We start from the raw sequence: 19,114 nt of genomic DNA, 5'->3' as shown, positions 1-19,114 counted from the left end.
CAAATATAGCGGCCATAGGAGCAAAGGCTTACGTGACAGGCTATAATCGCGACTTTGTTCTTCTATACCAAGGAAACCGTCTTGAACTTTGATGTACTTGTTATTGGCAGTGGTGCCGCAGGCTTAAGTTTAGCGCTCAGCTTGCCCAAACACCTTTCTATTGCGGTTCTAAGTAAGGGCGAGATCAAAGAAGGCTCCACTTGGTACGCTCAAGGCGGTATTGCCGCCGTACTTGATGATCAAGACAGTATCGAAGCTCATGTTGAAGATACTCTGGCTGCAGGCGGCGGGCTTTGCCACCGTGACGCCGTTGAGTTTACAGTCAAAAATAGTAAAGCCGCTATTGAGTGGCTTATCGACCTCGGTGTTGATTTTACCAAAGAAGAACAAGGCTACCACCTAACTAGAGAAGGTGGGCACAGTCACCGCCGTATTATCCACAGCGCTGACGCCACAGGTAAAGCCGTACACCGCTCTTTAGGTAGCGCCGCTTTGGCAGCAGAGAACATAAGTATCTTTGCTAACCATGTCGCACTCGATCTTTGCAAAGAAGCAAGCGCTGACACACAACGCTACCGCTGTAGTGGCGCCTATGTCTTTAACAGAGAAAAAGATTGTGTAGAGCGCTTTAGCGCTAAGACCGTCGTGCTTGCAACCGGTGGAGCCAGCAAAGTTTACCTTTATACCTCCAATCCCGACGGCGCCAGCGGTGATGGCATCGCAATGGCTTGGCGAGCAGGGTGTCGAGTAGCCAATATGGAATTTAATCAGTTCCACCCTACCTGCCTTTACCACCCCAAAGCCAAATCCTACCTTGTTACAGAAGCTTTGCGCGGCGAAGGTGCAAAGTTACGCCTGCCAGATGGCAGTCGTTTTATGCATAACTTCCATGAGCTTGCCGAGCTGGCTCCTCGCGATGTTGTCGCTCGAGCCATCGACCACGAGATGAAGCGTCTTGGAAGCGACTGCGTTTACCTAGATATCAGCCACAAACCTCGTGAGTTTCTTGAGCAGCACTTTCCAACAGCCATGAAGCGCTGTGCTCAATTTGGTATTGATATCGCCAACGAAGGCATCCCTGTCGTACCTGCGGCACACTACACCTGCGGCGGAATCATGGTTGATGACCAAGGCCGCACCGACCTAGACGGCCTTTACGCGATTGGTGAGTGCTCATTTACAGGCTTGCACGGGGCCAATCGTATGGCCAGCAACTCCCTGCTTGAATGCATTGTCTATGCACATTCTGCCGCACTGGATATCACCAGCTGCATTGATGAGCTTCCCGAGCCGCAAGAAGCCGCGCCCTGGGATGATAGCCAGGTGACAGATTCAGATGAAGACGTGGTTATCTCACACAACTGGGATGAGCTACGCCGTTTTATGTGGGACTATGTAGGCATAGTACGTACTCACAAACGACTTGAGCGTGCAACTCACCGAATTAAACTACTGCAAAAAGAAATTGAGGAATACTACAGCCACTACAAAGTCAGCAATGACCTGATTGAGCTGCGTAACTTAGCCGTGGTAGCCGAATTAATTATTCGTTCTGCAAGCCAGCGAAAAGAAAGCCGAGGCCTGCACTATTCACTCGACTACCCCAGCGCCTCCGCTATTGCTCAAGACACGATTTTAATGCCGAGCAACTTCTCCGGTCAGCGCCAAATTGTAGCTATAGACTAATAAGATCTTAACCTACTTCTAAGACGACAAACATGAAGGGGGAGATTAAGTGGTCTCTCCCCTTATACCAGTGTGACTTAAGATAATATCAACGATACGCTTATGATCTGCATCTTCAGGCACATCTTTACCAAGAAACCAAGCAAACAACTCTGTATCTTCGCACTCTAAAAGATTGTCAAAGCGCAGCTGTTCGGCCTCATCTAAAGTGCTATAAACATTTTCAACAAAGGGCAGTAGAACCAAGTCCAGCTCCAACATACCTCTACGGCTGGCCCAGCGTAAGCGGTGAAGATCCATAATCGTAACTCTTTTCAAGGAGGCGGGATTATAGCCAAGGCTTGGCAGTTTCCCTAGCCCTCAGTAAGCTATAGCACCACGCCAAGCAAAGAACTCTTATGCAAAGTCAGCAAAAACAGCCCTCTCTTACCTACAGCCCACTGCCACAGTACCAAATTGTGCGTTTTAGCGGCCCCGATGCCGCGAGCTTCTTACAGGGCCAACTTAGCGCAGACGTAGTAAAACTCAGTGAACAAGGCAGCTTTGCAGCGCACTGCAATGTCAAAGGTCGCATGATTAGCAGTTTTTATATCAAGCGCATAAACAATGACTACCTGATACGAGTTCATCGCGAGATCAGTGATATTGCCATTGCCGCGCTAAAAAAATACATGCTTTTTTCAAAAGTCACACTCAGCGTGGAAACTGAACTGAACTGCATCGCCTTTAAAGGTGAGCAGCTTCAAGAACGACTAGAGCGCGAGCTAGAACTTACGAGCGAGTGCTGGCATATGCTCAACGAAGAATGCGCTGAACTCTGGATTGACAAGAGCGCTGAGCAACAACTGGTAAATAAGCTACAAGCTCAAACGGAAGATACCGAATTTTGGCCCCTTGTATTACTGCAAGAAGGTTTAGCAGAGCTGAGAGAAGGCCAAAGTGAAGAATTCCTGCCCCAAGAGCTGAACTACGATCTAATCGGCGCCGTTAACTTTAAGAAAGGCTGCTACACCGGACAAGAAGTGATTGCCCGCCTTCACTACCGTGGCCAACTTAAAAAACATCTACGCCTTGCAAGCTGCGCCCCAAGCAAACTGCAAAATAAAGCCGCGCTAATAGATAAGGACAGAAAAAAAGTCGGAGCTAGCGTTCAATCATATACAACTAAAGAGCGCACTTGGCTGCTCTGTTTATGCAATGACAGCAGCTATGAAAGCAATGACATCAGCATAGAATCATGTGACAAAGGCCTGCAAAAAGTCCAATGGCATCAGCTGCCCTATGCTATACCTTAAGCTAAGCAAGTGAGCGAAGGCTCCCTGCTGTTTGCCAATAATAACCACTCAGGGAGACTTAAATGAACGCACTCGCAGACAAGGTTGCGCAGGAAATTATAGAGCTGATCGATAGCGACAAACTCGTTCTGCCCACCATGCCAGAAATGGCACTTAAGGTGCGTGAAGTATCTGAAGACAGTAACGCATCGATCATGGACCTAGGTAAAGTGATAGGCCACGATGCTGCGCTCACAGCTCGCATTATTAAAGTCGCTAACAGCCCACTATTTCGAGCCCCACGTGAAATTGAAGATCTGAACATGGCGCTTTCTCGTTTAGGCATGGAAAGCACGGCCAATCTTGCAACGGGTCTAGCGATGGAGCAAATGTTCCAAGCAACCTCCGACCATATTGATAAAAGAATGCGAGATGTTTGGGCCTCATCCAGTGAAATTGCTGGCATCTGCCATGTTCTATGTAAGCACTACACCAAATTAAGGCCCGACCAAGCCACACTTGCAGGCCTTGTTTTCCAAATAGGTATATTGCCGATACTCTCTTACGCAGAAGAAAACCCTGCACTATTACGCGACAGTATTAATCTAGATATGGTGATTAATGCCATTCACCCCATCATTGGAGTAAAAATTCTAAGCTCTTGGGAATTTCCTCAAGAATTACGCATGGTGCCAATTGATCATTTAGATTTTGAAAAAGAAAAAAGCAGCCCCGACTACGCCGACATTGTCACCGTTGCCATGTTGCAACTTTGGGCCGGCAGTAGCCGAGTAGCCAGCATTGACTACTCCAGCGTCAAAGCTTTTTCACGTCTGGGCCTAGACTACGATATCGAAGATACGGAAGCTGAAGATTTAAGCGAAGAAATGGAAGCCGCTATGCAGCTATTCTCTTAAACTTAAAATGGCCAAAGCCACATCGATTATTCTGGCAGAGCCCAATTTATTGGGCTCAAACCTTTTTCCTGCAAATAATTATTTGCAACAACAAAATGGTCATTACCAATAAAACCTCGATGAGCCGATAGCGGTGAGGGGTGTGGTGACTTAAGCACCAAGTTACGAGCGGCATCAATCACCCGCCCCTTCTTCTGCGCGTAAGCCCCCCAGAGTAAATAAACTACATTATTACGCTTAGCGTTTAAGGCAGCGACAACTGCATCTGTAAACTGCTCCCAACCTTTACGCTGGTGCGAACCTGCATTTGCCCGCTCAACCGTTAGGGTTGCATTTAACAACAAGACCCCTTGATCAGCCCAGCTCTGCAAACAACCATGACTAGGAATAGCCAAATTTAAACTACGCTGCTGCTCTTTAAAGATGTTCTGCAAGGAAGGTGGTGTAGCAATACCACGGGGGACAGAAAAAGAAAGGCCATGTGCCTGCCCCGGCCCGTGATAAGGATCCTGACCAAGAATAACCAGCTTCACTCTATCAAAAGGCGTACTATTTAAAGCGTTAAAAATATCACTACCGGAGGGGTAAATGTTTTTCCCTTTTGCTTTCTCCTGCTGTAAAAACTGACGCAAAGCTTGCATATAGGGCAAATCGAACTCTTGCCCTATTTCGTTTAACCAACTTTGCTCAAGCTTTACAGGTCGATTCGTCATTATTCCGGACGCATTGCCGGAAACAAAAGCACATCGCGGATCGATGGGCTATCTGTCAACATCATCACTAGGCGGTCAATACCAATACCTTGACCAGCAGTAGGAGGCATACCATATTCAAGTGCACGAACATAATCCGCATCGTAGTGCATTGCCTCGTCATCGCCGGCATCTTTTTCAGCCACCTGAGCCTGAAAGCGTTCAGCTTGATCTTCCGCATCATTAAGTTCAGAAAAGCCATTAGCAATTTCACGACCTCCAACAAAAAACTCAAAGCGATCAGTAACAAATGGATTTTCATCACTACGACGAGCAAGAGGCGAAACTTCGGTTGGGTATTTAGTAATAAACGTCGGCTGCTCTAAACGATGCTCTACGGTTTTTTCAAATATTTCAATTTGAATCTTACCCAAGCCGTAAATATCTTTTAAAGGAATACCTAAATTCGCAGCAACAGAGCGAGCCGATTCAATGTTATCGATATCGGACGCACTTAAATTCGGATTGAAATGTAAAATAGAGTCGAACACACTTAAACGCTGAAATGGCTTATTAAAGTCATACTCAACTGTTTCACCTTCAGCTTTAGTCGCTACAACCGTCGTATTGCCAAGCACATTTTCAGCAAGCTTGCGCAGCATATCCTCGGTCAAATCCATTAAATCATTGTAATCGGCATAGGCCTGATAGAACTCAAGCATTGTGAACTCAGGATTATGACGAGTCGATAAACCTTCATTTCGGAAGTTACGATTGATCTCATAAACACGATCAAAGCCACCCACAACCAAACGTTTTAAATACAACTCAGGAGCGATACGCAAGTACATATCAATATCAAGCGCATTATGATGAGTAACAAATGGACGGGCAGTCGCCCCACCAGGAATAGCCTGTAACATCGGGGTTTCAACTTCTAGAAAGTCACGACCATTTAAATACTCACGAATAAACTGCACTATTTTACTGCGCAGCACAAACGTTGCACGCACTTCAGGGTTTGCAATTAAATCAACATAGCGCTGACGATAACGTGTTTCTTGATCGCTCAAGCCATGATGCTTGTCGGGCAGAGGACGCAAAGCCTTAGTCAGCAGGACATACTCTTCTAAATTGACATAAAGATCACCTTTACCGCTTTTATGCAGTGCACCTTTAACGCCAATAATGTCCCCCAAATCTAAAGACTTAGCAAACGGACGAGCAGGCTTAGTCACGTACAACTGAATACGTCCGCTGGCATCTTGCAGCTCTATAAATGCGCCACGATTACGAATAACACGTCCGGCAACACTAACGAGATTATTAGCCTCTTCTAGCTCAGCTTTTTCGGCTTTACCGTAGTTATCTTGCAAATCCTGCGCTTTATTTTCTGGGCGAAAATCATTTGGGAAGGCAGTGCCGCCATTTTCTTTGGCAGTTTCGCGTATGACACCTAGCTTTTCACGGCGCTCAACAATTAATTTATTTTCATCTTGCGCAACAATTTGTTCGCTCATTTTAGATAATTTCCGCTTCAACAATTCAATTAATTCGGCATTTAGCCGCCGCATCTATAGACGCTACTTACAAGCCCGCTTTTAAACTTGCCTCAATAAACTCGTCCAACTTTCCATCGAGCACCGCTTGGCAATTACTCGTTTGTACATTGGTACGTAAATCTTTAATTCTCTGATCATCCAATACATAAGAACGGATCTGGCTACCCCAGCCGATATCCGCTTTTGAATCTTCCATCGCTTGTTTTTCAGCACTGCGCTTTAACATTTCCTGCTCATAAACACGTGCCCGTAACATTTTCCAGGCACGATCACGGTTAGCATGCTGAGAGCGCTCACTCTGACACTGAACAACAATGCCAGACTCCAAGTGCGTCAAGCGTACTGCAGAGTCTGTTTTGTTAACGTGCTGACCACCGGCGCCGCTTGCACGGTAAGTATCTTCTCGTACATCCGCCTTACTAATATCGATTTCAATATCATCGTCAATTTCAGGAGAGGCAAAAACGGAACAAAACGAGGTATGGCGACGATTGCCAGAGTCAAAAGGCGACTTACGCACGAGCCGGTGCACACCAGTTTCTGTGCGTAACCAACCAAAGGCATATTCACCCTCAAAGCGAATTGTTGCACTTTTAATGCCTGCTACATCACCGGCAGAGGCCTCTTCTAATGTGGTTTTAAAGCCCTTGTCTTCACCCCAGCGTAAATACATACGCAATACCATCTCAGCCCAGTCTTGAGCCTCAGTGCCGCCCGAACCGGACTGTATATCTAGATAAGCATTGTTAGCATCCATCTCGCCACTGAACATGCGACGAAACTCGAGCTTAGCCAAGTGCTGCTCTAAAGCCTGGGTTTCAGCCTCAACCTCAGCAACAGCATCTTCATCCGCCTCTTCTACGGCCATTTCAAGCAAATCACGGCAGTCAGCCACACCCTGATCAAGATCGTCAATGGTTTTCACGACGACCTCGAGGGCACTTCGCTCTTTACCTAAGGCCTGAGCTCGCTCAGGTTCATTCCAAACATCAGGCTCTGCCAGTTCAAGCTCAACCTCAGCTAAACGCTCTTGCTTTAGAGCGTAGTCAAAGATACCCCCGAAGCGTGTCTGTGCGTTGTTGGAGGTCAGTTAAGTGATTTAAAAGCGGGTTAATTTCCATTGATATTACTGCTAGTACTAACGAATGCGCGCATTTTACATGAGCACCGCAAGCAACACTATAGACGTGAATACTTACGCCAAAATATGCTGCCAAACTGTACAGCCTGAACTGCCAGAACTAGGCTTAATACATCAAGGAAGCTAACGAGTATAACCATGGACGCAGTTGCTACGGTGCTAAGCATCGATGACAGTCCCAGCAATCAAAAACTGATTGAAAAGGTACTAAGCCCTCACTACATAGTTGAAAAGGCCATGTCAGGGGCCGAAGGCATGAATCTACTTCAGCAAATAAAGCCTCAGCTTATCCTCTTAGACGTTGACCTTCCCGGGAAAAACGGTTTTGAACTATGCCGAGACATCCGTAACGTCGAGGCATTCCAGAGCACGCCCATCGTATTTTTCAGCTGCCTAAATCAACCCGAAGATGAATTAGAGGCCTATAAAGCGGGCGCCAACGACTATATAAGTAAGCCCTGCAAACTCGAACTACTATTAGCAAAAATTCAAAACGCCATTAAGCAACAGCTAGCCTCTAACGATGCAAAAGCATCCTTCCACAACCAACCAGGCAATGTTATGGCCGAAGCTTTCGAGCAACTACTGCACAGCCAAACCGAAACAGACTGCGCACAAGCTGTATTTAACGCCATTCAGAGCCAAAACTATGACTGCGCTCTCAGACTTGAAGGCAAGGAATACTGTACTTTTAACTCTAGTGGTCAACTAAGCGCACTAGATGATGCCCTTTTAAGCCAAGAGCAAATAAGCAGTGCGCTTGGGCGCTCACAAATTCGGCTAGCTTCCGAACCATTAAGCTTAATAGTCAAAGGGCTTGATCCACTGAGCACCCAGCAACGATATGAACTTAAAGAGCAATTGCTCAAACTTATTCAACTAAGTAGCAACCGATGCAACCAAATAAGAAATACCTATTAATTACAAAGACTTACAGGAAGTTGTTGACAAACCACTTAAGAAAACTAAACTAAACAAATGATAGCAATAACACTCGGCCAAAAATAATGGAATATTTACACGCTGATCACGATGAATGGTTCGATATGTGGGCGGAGCTCGCGGACAACCCAATGAACCTAGGTGATGCCCAGTGCTCATTTATGGGAGCAACTTGGGAATATATGGGATCAACAAGCGACCACCATCACTTTCGCCACAGCAAGCACCCTGCCAGCGGCGAAGTGGAATACTTATATATAGAGCGTCGCCGAAAAGTACTTGGCTGGGTTTAAGATCGCATACACGCGTTGATCACTCATGCAACTGCAAGTGGTCAACGATCAACTGCACCGATCGGCGCCCCCTAAACTCGTTAACATCAAGCTTGTAGGCCAAGCGAACCAAGATCTGCTCTTGATTAGGCCAAAGCTCTAAGTCTACGTTAAAGGCAATGGCGTCAAGTAACAATGAACTCGACTCCTCTGGTGTTAACATCATTTTCAAATGCTTCGCGCCAACAATACGCTGCTCAACCAGTTTAAAAACCCCGTCAAAAACAGGCTCTGGAAATGCCTGCCCCCAAGGCCCTGAGTCACGAATAGCCTCAGCGTGCAACAAACTTAACTGCTCAGACTGCAACGCCCCATCACTCCAAATTACCGGCTCTTTTAACTCATCAGTTAAGATCTGAGCAACAGCAACATCAAAGGCAACTGAAAACTCATCAAACCTTGCAGCCGGTAGGCTAAGCCCTGCAGCCATCGCGTGTCCACCAAACTTACTCAGTAGCCCCGGAGTACTCGTCGCAACTCGGTCGAGCACATCACGCAAATGCACTCCCGCAATACTTCTACCAGACCCCTTAAGCTCACCATCGCCTGTATCGGCAAAAGCAATAACAGGCCGATGCAGGCGGTCTTTAATTCTCGACGCAACAATACCCACAACACCCTGATGCCAATCATCACGACACAAACATACGGCATTACGACCTTGCCCATCCTCCGCCAATGCCTGCAAATCACGAATAGCATCCAACTGCATACTCGCCTCAATTGCCCTGCGCTCACGATTTAAAGCATCAAGCTCCGTCGCTATGTTTAAGCACTCAGGCCAATCATCACTTAATAAACAAGCAATACCCACGCTCATGTCATCTAAACGCCCTGCAGCATTCAAACGAGGCCCTATAGCAAAGCCAAAATCTGAAGCACTCAGTTTTTCAGGACTGCGCGAAGCAACTTTTAATAAAGCTACAATGCCTGGGCAACACAAACCTGCACGAATTCTCTCAATACCTTGAGCCACCAAAATACGATTGTTGTAATCAAGCGGCACAACATCCGCGACCGTGCCCAATGCGACCAAATCTAAAAATTGAGCTAGATTCGGCTCAAGCAGCCCCTGCTCATTGAACCAATTTATTTCTCTAAGCCTCGCCCTGAGCGCCAGCATGACATAAAAAATTACGCCAACACCGGCAAGATTTTTACTTGGAAATTCACAACCACGCTGATTCGGATTCACAATCGCATCCGCCTCCGGAACTTGCTCACCAGGTAAGTGGTGATCCGTAATAAGCACCTTTATACCAGCCTGTCTTGCGACTGCGACACCATCGATACTGGCAATGCCGTTATCAACCGTAATTAAAAGATCCGGTTTTTCTTGCTCTGCAAGCGCAACTATTTCAGGTGTAAGCCCATAACCATATTCAAAACGATTAGGCACAATAAAGTTCACATGTGCAGCGCCCAAGGCGCGCAAACTTCGCAAAGCAACTGCAATACTTGTTGCACCGTCGGCATCAAAATCGCCAACAACTAAAATCCGCTGCCCCTGCTTAAATGCGGCCTCAAGTAAAGCAACGGCTTCACTCATGCCTTTCATTAGTAAAGGAGAGCTTAACTTTTTTAAAGAGTAATCAAGCTCCTCACCATTCTCACCTCTTGCATGCAGAAGGGCCGCTATTAAACTTTGCGCATTAGAGCGCTGCGACTCGGGAATAAGCGACAAAAAGTCAGATCGCGTACGAATTATTTTATTAGCCATAAAGACACATAAAGTCTGTTTGAGATAAGAAGAGAAAAAGCCACATAGAACTAAAGCATAAGGCAAAAAAAACGGGCCTCTTGGCCCGTCTTAACAATATACCCGAGGCTACTTAAGCTCGACAATTACTTGCAACAAAGTCGCGCACCACTTGGGCGTCGTGATCAAGAATTTCACACTTCTCTTCTCGATCAAACAAATCACTCATATGGTGAGGCAAGGCTGGATCTTCTTTTTGACCAGCTTTTTTCACCGCCTCTGGGAATTTAGCAGGGTGAGCCGTTGCCAAACAAATCATAGGCACATCGTTATTGCGACGTGTTTTACGTGCAGCCTCAACACCAATGGCCGTATGCGGATCAACTAGGTACTCACAGTTCTCAAAAACATCGCGAATAACATCAATCATCTCATCATCACCTAAGCGATAAGAGCTAAACAATTCACGAGCCTTACTTAACTGGGCCTCACCTAGAGTCATTGAACCAGACTTAAAGTCTTCCATCAGCTCAGCAATCTTTGCCCCATCACGATCATAAAGTTCAAACAGCATACGCTCAAAATTACTCGACATCATAATGTCCATACTTGGACTTAAGGTGTGCTCAAGCGCTTTTTTACTGTGGTCATTATTACTAATGCAGCGGTGTAAAATATCGTTGCTATTAGTCGCTATTACCAACTGATCAACAGGCAAGCCCATACGCTTAGCGATATAACCGGCAAAAATATCACCAAAATTACCTGTCGGCACAGAAAAGCTAACCTTGCGTGCAGGAGAACCAACTGACAAGCCAGCATAAAAGTAATAGACAATTTGCGCCATAATTCGAGCCCAGTTAATAGAATTAACTGCAGCAAGCTGACGGCCTTCAGGCAGGAAACTTTGATCTGCAAAGCTGGCTTTTACCAAGTTCTGACAATCATCAAAATTACCTTTCATGGCAATGTTATGTACGTTATTTTCAATAACGGTGGTCATCTGGCGACGCTGTACATCCGACACACGCTGATATGGATGTAAAATAAAGATATCCACATTGTCACAGTGGCGACAACCTTCAATGGCAGCAGAGCCGGTATCACCAGAAGTAGCCCCCATAATGACAACTTTCTGATCGCGCTTTTTAAGCACGTAATCAAGTAAATTACCTAAGAACTGTAAAGCCACATCTTTAAATGCCAAGGTAGGACCTTGGAACAATTCAAGAATCCACTCGTTATGCCCAGTCTGCACCATAGGCACAATAGCCTGATGTCGGAAAGTCGAATATGAACGATCAATTAAATCTTTTAAATCGGCTTCTGGAATAGAGCCTGCCACAAACGAGCTCATTACTTTTAATGCAAGCTCTTGATAACTAAGGCCGGCCCAAGAAGCAATCTCTTCTTGGCTAAACTCAGGAATTGTTTCCGGCACATATAAACCGCCATCACTGGCTAAACCGGTAAGAACAACATCTTCAAATTCAAGTGCGGGAGCTTGGCCGCGAGTACTTACGTATTTCATTTTTCTACCTTCGCCTATCTTACTTCAGCGACTCAACACGGATTCGAGTTAATGGACCTGCAACCGTCGACAAGTTTTCTATTTCAGCTGCGGCAGCAATCATATTCTTCTCTTGAACTCGGCTAGTTAACATGATCACCGGCACAGAGTTCTCACCTTCTGCAGGTTCTTTTTGAATTAAGGCTTCAATACTAATACCCGCATCACTCAATATTTGAGCAATTTTCGAAAGAGCACCCGGCTCATCAACCACGGGCAGGCGTAAATAAAATGCCGTCTCCGCCTCTTCAATAGGCAGGATTTCAAAATCTTTAAGTGCAGTATCATCAAAACCAAGAGAGGGAGTCATACCTTCAATGCCAGCACCAGATGCAAGCTGGCGAGCAACACGAACCACATCAGAAACCACCGCCGAAGCCGTTGGTAAAGCACCGGCACCGGCACCATAAAATAAGGTTGGGCCAACTGCATTGCCTTTAACTAAGACCGAGTTCATTACTCCGTCGACATTAGCAATTAAACGACTTTCAGGAATAAGAGTTGGATGTACACGCAACTCAATACCTTTTCCTTCAACATATTTTGCAATGCCAAGGTGCTTAATGCGATAGCCCAATTCATTGGCGTACTCAACATCAGCAGGTTCAATCTTACTGATTCCTTCACAGAAAACTTTGTCATACTGCAATGGCATGCCATAAGCCAAAGAAGCCAAAATCACCAGCTTGTGGGCCGCATCAATACCTTCAACATCAAAAGTAGGATCGGCTTCAGCATAACCAAGCTCTTGCGCCTCAGCCAATACATCGGCGAAGTCTCGACCTTTGTCACGCATTTCAGTCAGAATGAAATTACCCGTTCCATTAATGATGCCGGCTAACCATTCAATTTTGTTGGCTGACAAACCATCACGTAAAGCGCTGATAATAGGAATACCACCAGCAACAGCAGCTTCATAGCTGATGCTCACATTGTGACGTGCAGCTTCGGCAAACAATTCATTACCAAATTCAGCAATAAGTGCTTTATTAGCTGTCACAACGTGTTTACCGTTTTGAACAGCCTTAAGCACAAGATCTTTAGCGACAGTTGTGCCACCAATTAACTCAACAACAACATCAATATCTTTATCTTCAACAACAGAGAAAATATCGCGGCTTACTGTTGTCTCAGACAAGTTACACTCTGGGTTGTCACGACGAGCACCGACATGAGTAATAGCTATTTCACAGCGAGCGCGAGCGTTAATTTCAGTGCTGTTGTCTTTAAGTACGTTAAAAGTACCGCCACCGACAGTACCTAGGCCGCAAATACCGATATTGATGCGTTTCAAAGGAAATTCCTCGACAATTACAAAGCGCCCGCAAAGACCTAAAAACAAGGCCAACACGGGCAGAATAGAAGGCGCTCACCTTACTCAGCAGGTCGCCTCGTGTCAATCCACGAAGGGTCCATACGCCATATAGACTGGGGCCTTAAAGGCCTACTTGGCTAACTTCGCCAACTGTTCAGCAGGCTGATAGCCGGGTAGCAATGTACCATCGCTTAATATAATTGCTGGAGTACCACTTACACCCAACTTATTACCAAGGGCGAACTGGCTAGCCACCGCATCACTATCACAAGTAAGCATCGCCACAGAGCGCTGGTTTTTCAGCTCATTCATTGCTTGCTGAGGATCTTTAGCACACCAAGCCGCTTGCATCTTGTTATAAGAAGCCTGCCCAATACCGCTGCGCGGGTACGCCAAATAATGCACATTAACACCCAACTCATTTAAGCGAGGCACTTCTTGGTGAAGCTTGCGACAATAACCACAGTCCACATCTGTAAACACATAAATGTCTTTAGCGCCCTTCTGCTTCGAATTAAAGCTGATCATTTCACCTTCTGAAATCGTAGCTATAGCCGCCGCGCGCTCAGGTTTAAGCTTTTTCTCACGAATATTAACCAGCGCAGCGCCATCCAACTCATAGATAGTACCGTCTATAAGATAAGATCCATCGGCCGTCGTATATAGAGAACTGCCACCAGCCAAGTTTACTTCATATAAGCCAGGCACCTCTGTCGCACTCACACCCTGAACCGGGATATCAGGCCTAAACTCTCTCAACTTGCTAGACACCTGCTTCTCAATTTCTTTTAGACTTGGCTTTTGCTGCTCAGCAAAAACACTTACAGCACTCGTACTTAATAGAGCTACAGCACAAGCTGTTTTAACTAATGACTTAAACAACATAATTTATCTCTTTATATAAACTTGGCGCAGTGTATACCAAAGCATGCCCACCTAAGGTGATGCTCTTCATGCAACTGCTTTAAACGCTCCCGCGACACAGGCATAAGTGTGCTATGAACAGAGAACTATGCCCCAATAGCATTAACAGTGCTAGCGGCACCAACACCACAGCCTACTGAAGGCACATAAACAATGGCGCAAAGTATGAGGCAATTAAGACAGCAAAACCCCAACCTATAAAGCCCACGGTAAAATACAGATAAGGACAGAGCTCTTACTGATTACACAAGCCATTCATTTGCTCAGCCTGATTGGACCCACAATCTGTAAACAAAGTTCCGACGAACTTAAGCCTCAGACACAGCCCCCAACAATTACTTTGTCGCGCAGCCATAGCACATCCTTACGGAGGTTTTAGGTACAAAAAACCTACCATAAATACGGAGGCTGCACTGCAACATAAAAACGGAGAAAGACTCTTACTCCCATTTTGCAGACATAAAAAAAGCGCTCATAAAGAGCGCTTTTTTCGCAGTCAACTTAAACTTAGTTAAGCTTCTCTTTAATACGAGCAGCCTTACCAGTAAGTTCACGCATGTAGTAGATTTTCGCTTGGCGAACATCACCACGACGCTTAACAGTAATGCTCTCAATTTGCTTACTGTGAGTCTGGAAAGTACGCTCAACACCAACGCCGTTAGAAATCTTACGAACAGTGAATGAAGAGTTAAGACCACGATTTTTCTTGGCCAATACAAAACCTTCAAACGCCTGAAGACGCTCGCGGTTACCTTCTTTTACTTTGACCTGCACAACAACAGTGTCACCAGTGCTGAATGAAGGCACGTCAGCTTTTAACTGTTCCTTTTCCAGCTCTTGGATAATCAAGTTCTTAGAACTCATGACTAGCTCCTAGTTTAGGGTTTAGCACTGTGTTTTAGCGCTAGCAATTAAATATCAAATTTCATTTTTAAACGCATCAAGCAAAGCCTTTTGTTCTTGGCTAAGCTCAAGCGCATCGAGCAAATCAGGCCGACGCAATAACGTACGCCCCAAACTTTGCTGCAATCGCCACTGGCGAATTCGCTTATGGTTACCAGACAGCAATACCGCCGGAACCTCTCGCCCACGAAATACTTCAGGCCGAGTATAGTGAGGACAATCGAGCAAGCCATCCTCAAACGAGTCTTGCTCTGCACTTTGTATATCACCCAAAGCGCCAGGTAATTTACGGATCAGGGCATCTAATACAACCATTGCTGGAAGCTCTCCACCACTGAGCACATAGTCACCTATGGACCACTCCTCATCGACAAACTCTTCAATAAAGCGCTCATCGACTCCCTCATAGCGACCACAGATCACTATAAGATTTGTTCGTTTCGTCAACTGGTCAGCACCTTTAGCATCAAATTTTTGCCCCTGAGGGCTCATATAAATGATGTGGGCTTCATCCCTAGAGCAAACAAGCCACTCGAGTGATGCCTCTACCGCTTTAACAAGCGGGTCAACGCGCATCAACATACCAGGACCTCCACCGTAAGGGCGGTCATCCACAGTCTGATGCTTATCCGTCGTGAAATCACGTGGATTGATACAGTTCAAATGCAACAAACCATCGCTTATTGCTCGACTGCTTATGCCCCAAGCACTGAGCGCTTCGAACATTTCAGGAAACAGACTTAGAACAGCAACTTTAGTTGGTTTAACTAAAACAGGCTGAGCTAGACTCTCTTCCTCAGTCATCCCGCCCCCATCGCACAATAATACGACGAGCTTCGAGATCGATTTCTTTTACAAAAACATCAGGCACATAAGGCACCAAACGTTCAGTATCATCAATACTTTGAGCGTCTGCCTGTATAACAAGTACATCATTCGCACCTGTTTCAAGCAGCTCTTTCACGACACCAAAATCAAGCAATTGTTCACTATCTTCCTGCTCGCTTAGTACGCGCAGACCGATCAATTCATGCCAGTAAAACTCGCCGTCATCTAAGTCAGCGAACTGGTCTTGCTCTACAAATATGTCATGAAGCTTAAAAGCTTCGGCAGCAGTTCTATCGTCAACACCAACCAAGCGGACTATCCATCCACCTTTGTGGGGCTGAGCGCGCTCAACCTCAAGCGTTCGCCACTGTCCTTTGCTTTTTATCCGCCAAGGACTGTAATCAAACAGATTCTCAGGCGGTTCAGTGAATGAGCTAACCTTGACCCAGCCTTTAATGCCATGAACGCCACTAATGCGCCCAACGCAGCTAGAGAGTTTTGCCTCACCCACTCAAATAAACTTAAGCAGCAGCTTGAGCTGCGTCTTTGATCAACTTTTTAACGCGATCAGAGACTTGTGCACCCTGGCCTACCCAGTATGCAATACGCTCGTCATTTAAACGTAGACGCTCTTCTTGACCACGGGCAACCGGGTTGAAGAAACCTAGACGCTCAATATAGCGACCGTTACGAGCTTTACGGCTATCAGTTACGTTAACGTGATAGAAAGGACGTTTCTTTGAACCGCCAAGGGCCAATCTAATGGTAACCATTTATACAAATTCCTGATTTAACTTCAGTAGTCTTTTTTATTTACAGCCCAGACCCTTAGTCCGGGCGGACCACCCTGCGAAAGGCGGCGTATTCTAATGTAAAGCTATGTGCCTGTATAGGCCCATTTGCTTTTTTTCTGAACAAAGCGTTCAAGCGGCTAACAATTACTGAGGAAAACCTCCCCCCATAGGAGGCATTCCACCGGGAGGCATTCCGCCGCCACCGCCCATCATACCGCCTAGGCCACGCATCATCTTAGCCATGCCGCCGCCTTTCATTTTTTTCATCATCTTAGCCATTTGCTTATGCTGCTTGAGCAAACGGTTTAAATCTTGAATCTGAGTACCAGAACCCGCTGTAATACGACGCTTACGGGACCCTGTTAGGATATCTGGATTGCGACGCTCAGCAGGCGTCATACTGTTGATAATGGCTTCCATTTGCTTAAATTGGCTGCCAACATTCGCCTGTTCAGCCATTTGCGCCATATTGCCCATACCGGGAAGTTTTTCTAGCATGGCACCCATGCCGCCCATATTGGCCATCTGCTGAAATTGATCTCGCAGATCTTCCAGGTCGAACTTCTGACCTTTTTGAACCTTCTTAACAAGCTTCTCGGCCTTTACCTTATCGATCTTCTGCTCTGCCTCTTCAATCAGAGTCAGTACATCACCCATACCTAAGATACGAGACGCTATACGGTCAGGATGGAAAGGCTCAAGCGCCTCGGTTTTTTCACCAGAGCCCAAGAACTTAATGGGTTTACCTGTTACATGACGAACACTTAGAGCTGCACCACCACGGGCATCACCATCAATCTTAGTTAGCACAACCCCAGTCAAAGGCAAGGCTTCGTTAAAGGCCTTAGCCGTGTTCACCGCGTCCTGACCAATCATCGCATCGATAACAAACAGGGTTTCAATAGGATTCAAGGCTTTATGCAAGTCTTGAATCTCTTTCATCAGCTCGTCATCAATATGCAAACGACCTGCGGTATCCACCAAGAGCACGTCGGCACCCACTTTTTTCGCCTGAATCAAAGCGGCATTAGCAATATCAACCGGCTTCTGGCTCGCATCCGATGGAAAAAACTCAACCTCAACTTCAGCGGCTAATGTCTCAAGTTGCTTGATTGCAGCAGGGCGATAGACATCCGCACTGACCACCATGACTTTCTTCTTTTGCTTCTCTCTCAAGAAACGAGCAAGCTTAGCTACAGTGGTAGTCTTACCTGCCCCCTGCAAACCGGCCATCATCACAATCGCAGGCGGCTGCTGAGCAAGGTTTAGGGTTTCGTTCGCCTCGCCCATTAGGGCGACCAACTCAGACTCAACAACCTTTAAGAACTGCTGACCAGGGTTTAGCGCGCGACTAACCTCCTGCCCTACCGCACGCTTGCGAACGTGCGTGGTAAACTCTTTCACCACAGGCAAGGCAACATCCGCCTCCAATAGTGCTTTACGCACCTCACGCAGAGTCTCTTGCACGTTGTCGTGCGTAATACGAGCCTGGCCACTGATTTTTTTCAGTGCCTTATTAAGGCGATCCGATAAGTTGTCAAACATGAGCAATAACTGCCTATTAAAAGCCGGTTGGTGTCGATGCTCGCAGTATAGAACTTGCGACACACAAACAAAGGCGCGCAGTATATAAGCTTGCCAAGCTACAGTGAAGCACCTACTCTTTGCGATTTGCTCAACAAAGCAAGCAAAATCATCATAGATATGATCAAAAGACACAGGGAAAAGCCATGATGACCGCTCTCACCATTGCGTGCTACGTAGCCGCCTGGGGACTTTTACTGCAAAAAATGCGCAGTAAACTCGAGCCAGGAGCCCCCTTCTACGCCCTTTTGTTTTTGGGTTTAGCCTTTCATCTTGTGGCAGCCTGGCGCGAAATAGACAGTGAACTAGGTGTCCAGCTCGGCGTTTTCCAAATCGCATCAGCACTGTGCGTATTAATGAACATATTGGTTGCCCTGAGCTCTATTCGCCTACCACTGAGTAAAATATTTGTATTATTGCTACCACTGGGTAGTGGCTCAGCCTTAGCCGCAGCCTTTATTTATACCGGCACCCCCCTAGATGCAAACCTAGGTTTAGGCCTGCTCAGCCATATATTACTCTCTATTGTGGCATACAGCCTCTTAACGATCGCAACCCTACAAGCCCTGCTTTTAAGCTATCAGCAAAGTCAGCTAAAAGCCCATCACGCCAGCAACGTTATGGGCGTCTTCCCACCACTGCAGACAATGGAAAGCTTGATGTTTGACTTGGTCAGGGCCGGTTTTGCCTTACTGAGCTTAAGCATTGCAACAGGGGCTTTATTTTTTGACGACCTCTTTGCGCAACAGCTAAGCCACAAAGCACTCTTTTCGATCATTAGCTGGTTTATCTACGCTACCTTGCTCTTTGGCAGACACTTTCTCGGTTGGCGTGGAAAAATTGCAATCCGCTGGCTAATCGCAGGCTTTGTCATGCTAATGCTGGCCTATTTTGGCAGTAAGTTTGTTATTGAAGTGCTACTTAACTAGCACTTCATCATGTTAACACCTG

Annotated in this window: 19 protein-coding genes; 6 read left to right on the top strand and 13 right to left on the bottom strand. The window is 46.2% G+C overall.

The features are described from left to right. The first annotated feature begins 81 nt into the window (after positions 1-81). The gene (nadB, locus tag AB1S55_RS09100; RefSeq protein ID WP_370981494.1) at positions 82-1,686 is read left to right on the top strand and encodes an L-aspartate oxidase; all 1,605 of its coding nucleotides are present in this window, start codon (positions 82-84) and stop codon (positions 1,684-1,686) included. Positions 1,687-1,731: 45 nt separating this feature from the next. On the opposite strand, the gene AB1S55_RS09095 is transcribed toward nadB, so the two are convergent. After that, complete coding sequence (locus AB1S55_RS09095) at positions 1,732-1,986, bottom strand: succinate dehydrogenase assembly factor 2 (RefSeq protein WP_370981493.1); 255 nt, start codon at positions 1,984-1,986, stop codon at positions 1,732-1,734. 98 nt (positions 1,987-2,084) lie between these two features. On the opposite strand from AB1S55_RS09095, the gene AB1S55_RS09090 reads away from it, so the two are divergent. Beyond that, positions 2,085-2,981 carry a folate-binding protein YgfZ gene (locus AB1S55_RS09090; protein ID WP_370981492.1) on the top strand — a complete coding sequence of 299 codons (897 nt, stop codon included), beginning with the start codon at positions 2,085-2,087 and terminating at the stop codon, positions 2,979-2,981. Between the two features lie 62 nt (positions 2,982-3,043). Continuing rightward, positions 3,044-3,877 carry an HDOD domain-containing protein gene (locus AB1S55_RS09085; protein ID WP_370981491.1) on the top strand — a complete coding sequence of 278 codons (834 nt, stop codon included), beginning with the start codon at positions 3,044-3,046 and terminating at the stop codon, positions 3,875-3,877. A gap of 26 nt (positions 3,878-3,903) precedes the next feature. Here the strand turns inward: AB1S55_RS09085 and ung are convergent, their stop codons facing one another. The 3 genes from ung to prfB all read right to left on the bottom strand — a co-directional run bounded on the left by ung (position 3,904) and on the right by prfB (position 7,252). Continuing rightward, on the bottom strand, positions 3,904-4,590 hold the full coding sequence (gene ung / locus AB1S55_RS09080) for a uracil-DNA glycosylase (RefSeq protein WP_370981490.1): 687 nt from the start codon (positions 4,588-4,590) through the stop codon (positions 3,904-3,906). Next, the gene (lysS, locus tag AB1S55_RS09075; protein WP_370981489.1) at positions 4,590-6,089 is read right to left on the bottom strand and encodes a lysine--tRNA ligase; all 1,500 of its coding nucleotides are present in this window, start codon (positions 6,087-6,089) and stop codon (positions 4,590-4,592) included. The genes ung and lysS overlap by 1 nt, the downstream gene beginning before the upstream one ends. 67 nt (positions 6,090-6,156) lie before the next feature. Then, positions 6,157-7,252 (bottom strand): peptide chain release factor 2 gene (gene prfB, locus AB1S55_RS09070; protein WP_370981488.1). Its coding sequence is split into 2 segments (ribosomal slippage): positions 6,157-7,179 and positions 7,181-7,252, totalling 1,095 coding nucleotides; the frame shifts between segments, so codons are not numbered across the junction. A 158-nt stretch (positions 7,253-7,410) separates the two neighbouring features. Here prfB and AB1S55_RS09065 point away from each other — a divergent pair. Together AB1S55_RS09065 and AB1S55_RS09060 are read left to right on the top strand one after the other, a co-directional pair. After that, the gene (locus AB1S55_RS09065) at positions 7,411-8,193 is read left to right on the top strand and encodes a PleD family two-component system response regulator (RefSeq protein ID WP_370981487.1); all 783 of its coding nucleotides are present in this window, start codon (positions 7,411-7,413) and stop codon (positions 8,191-8,193) included. A gap of 86 nt (positions 8,194-8,279) precedes the next feature. After that, positions 8,280-8,507, top strand: a complete 228-nt coding sequence (locus AB1S55_RS09060) for a 4-diphosphocytidyl-2C-methyl-D-erythritol kinase (RefSeq protein WP_370981486.1) — start codon at positions 8,280-8,282, stop codon at positions 8,505-8,507. Positions 8,508-8,526: 19 nt separating this feature from the next. Here the strand turns inward: AB1S55_RS09060 and recJ are convergent, their stop codons facing one another. From recJ to ffh, 9 genes are all read right to left on the bottom strand, one after another. Further along, on the bottom strand, positions 8,527-10,266 hold the full coding sequence (recJ, locus tag AB1S55_RS09055; RefSeq protein WP_370981485.1) for a single-stranded-DNA-specific exonuclease RecJ: 1,740 nt from the start codon (positions 10,264-10,266) through the stop codon (positions 8,527-8,529). A 112-nt stretch (positions 10,267-10,378) separates the two neighbouring features. After that, positions 10,379-11,776, bottom strand: coding sequence for a threonine synthase (thrC, locus tag AB1S55_RS09050; RefSeq protein WP_370981484.1), 1,398 nt, complete (start codon positions 11,774-11,776; stop codon positions 10,379-10,381). 19 nt (positions 11,777-11,795) lie between these two features. Continuing rightward, positions 11,796-13,109 carry a homoserine dehydrogenase gene (locus AB1S55_RS09045; RefSeq protein WP_370981483.1) on the bottom strand — a complete coding sequence of 438 codons (1,314 nt, stop codon included), beginning with the start codon at positions 13,107-13,109 and terminating at the stop codon, positions 11,796-11,798. Between the two features lie 150 nt (positions 13,110-13,259). Beyond that, positions 13,260-14,015 carry a DsbC family protein gene (locus AB1S55_RS09040; RefSeq protein ID WP_370981482.1) on the bottom strand — a complete coding sequence of 252 codons (756 nt, stop codon included), beginning with the start codon at positions 14,013-14,015 and terminating at the stop codon, positions 13,260-13,262. Between the two features lie 546 nt (positions 14,016-14,561). After that, entirely contained in the window at positions 14,562-14,918 is a 357-nt protein-coding gene (rplS, locus tag AB1S55_RS09035; protein WP_370981481.1) for a 50S ribosomal protein L19, read from the bottom strand. Positions 14,919-14,972: 54 nt separating this feature from the next. Further along, on the bottom strand, positions 14,973-15,761 hold the full coding sequence (gene trmD / locus AB1S55_RS09030) for a tRNA (guanosine(37)-N1)-methyltransferase TrmD (protein ID WP_370981480.1): 789 nt from the start codon (positions 15,759-15,761) through the stop codon (positions 14,973-14,975). Continuing rightward, a complete protein-coding gene (rimM, locus tag AB1S55_RS09025) occupies positions 15,754-16,296 on the bottom strand; it encodes a ribosome maturation factor RimM (protein WP_370981479.1) in 543 nt (180 codons plus the stop codon). The genes trmD and rimM overlap by 8 nt, the downstream gene beginning before the upstream one ends. 10 nt (positions 16,297-16,306) lie before the next feature. Beyond that, positions 16,307-16,558 (bottom strand): 30S ribosomal protein S16, encoded by a 252-nt coding sequence (gene rpsP, locus AB1S55_RS09020; RefSeq protein ID WP_370981478.1) that lies wholly within the window; start codon positions 16,556-16,558, stop codon positions 16,307-16,309. A 165-nt stretch (positions 16,559-16,723) separates the two neighbouring features. After that, positions 16,724-18,124: a signal recognition particle protein gene (gene ffh / locus AB1S55_RS09015; RefSeq protein WP_370981477.1), complete on the bottom strand. Its 1,401-nt coding sequence runs from the start codon at positions 18,122-18,124 to the stop codon at positions 16,724-16,726. Positions 18,125-18,309: 185 nt separating this feature from the next. Between ffh and AB1S55_RS09010 the strand changes: the two genes are divergently transcribed. After that, positions 18,310-19,092: an inner membrane protein YpjD gene (locus AB1S55_RS09010; protein ID WP_370981476.1), complete on the top strand. Its 783-nt coding sequence runs from the start codon at positions 18,310-18,312 to the stop codon at positions 19,090-19,092. The last annotated feature ends 22 nt before the right edge of the window (positions 19,093-19,114 follow it).

This window comes from Agaribacterium sp. ZY112, from assembly GCF_041346925.1.
GTDB lineage: Bacteria > Pseudomonadota > Gammaproteobacteria > Pseudomonadales > Cellvibrionaceae > Agaribacterium.
The sequence above is the reverse complement of the archived record's forward strand: the minus strand, read 5'-3'. Positions and strand labels throughout refer to the sequence as shown.

Excerpts from the sequence above, each read along its gene's own strand:
- AB1S55_RS09095 (WP_370981493.1), bottom strand. The coding sequence starts at position 1,986 with ATGGATCTTCACCGCTTACGCTGGGCCAGCCGTAGAGGTATGTTGGAG.
- AB1S55_RS09090 (WP_370981492.1), top strand. The coding sequence starts at position 2,085 with ATGCAAAGTCAGCAAAAACAGCCCTCTCTTACCTACAGCCCACTGCCA.
- AB1S55_RS09085 (WP_370981491.1), top strand. The coding sequence starts at position 3,044 with ATGAACGCACTCGCAGACAAGGTTGCGCAGGAAATTATAGAGCTGATC.
- ung (WP_370981490.1), bottom strand. The coding sequence starts at position 4,590 with ATGACGAATCGACCTGTAAAGCTTGAGCAAAGTTGGTTAAACGAAATA.
- lysS (WP_370981489.1), bottom strand. The coding sequence starts at position 6,089 with ATGAGCGAACAAATTGTTGCGCAAGATGAAAATAAATTAATTGTTGAG.
- AB1S55_RS09065 (WP_370981487.1), top strand. The coding sequence starts at position 7,411 with ATGGACGCAGTTGCTACGGTGCTAAGCATCGATGACAGTCCCAGCAAT.
- AB1S55_RS09060 (WP_370981486.1), top strand. The coding sequence starts at position 8,280 with ATGGAATATTTACACGCTGATCACGATGAATGGTTCGATATGTGGGCG.
- recJ (WP_370981485.1), bottom strand. The coding sequence starts at position 10,266 with ATGGCTAATAAAATAATTCGTACGCGATCTGACTTTTTGTCGCTTATT.
- thrC (WP_370981484.1), bottom strand. The coding sequence starts at position 11,776 with ATGAAATACGTAAGTACTCGCGGCCAAGCTCCCGCACTTGAATTTGAA.
- AB1S55_RS09040 (WP_370981482.1), bottom strand. The coding sequence starts at position 14,015 with ATGTTGTTTAAGTCATTAGTTAAAACAGCTTGTGCTGTAGCTCTATTA.
- rplS (WP_370981481.1), bottom strand. The coding sequence starts at position 14,918 with ATGAGTTCTAAGAACTTGATTATCCAAGAGCTGGAAAAGGAACAGTTA.
- trmD (WP_370981480.1), bottom strand. The coding sequence starts at position 15,761 with ATGACTGAGGAAGAGAGTCTAGCTCAGCCTGTTTTAGTTAAACCAACT.
- rpsP (WP_370981478.1), bottom strand. The coding sequence starts at position 16,558 with ATGGTTACCATTAGATTGGCCCTTGGCGGTTCAAAGAAACGTCCTTTC.
- ffh (WP_370981477.1), bottom strand. The coding sequence starts at position 18,124 with ATGTTTGACAACTTATCGGATCGCCTTAATAAGGCACTGAAAAAAATC.
- AB1S55_RS09010 (WP_370981476.1), top strand. The coding sequence starts at position 18,310 with ATGATGACCGCTCTCACCATTGCGTGCTACGTAGCCGCCTGGGGACTT.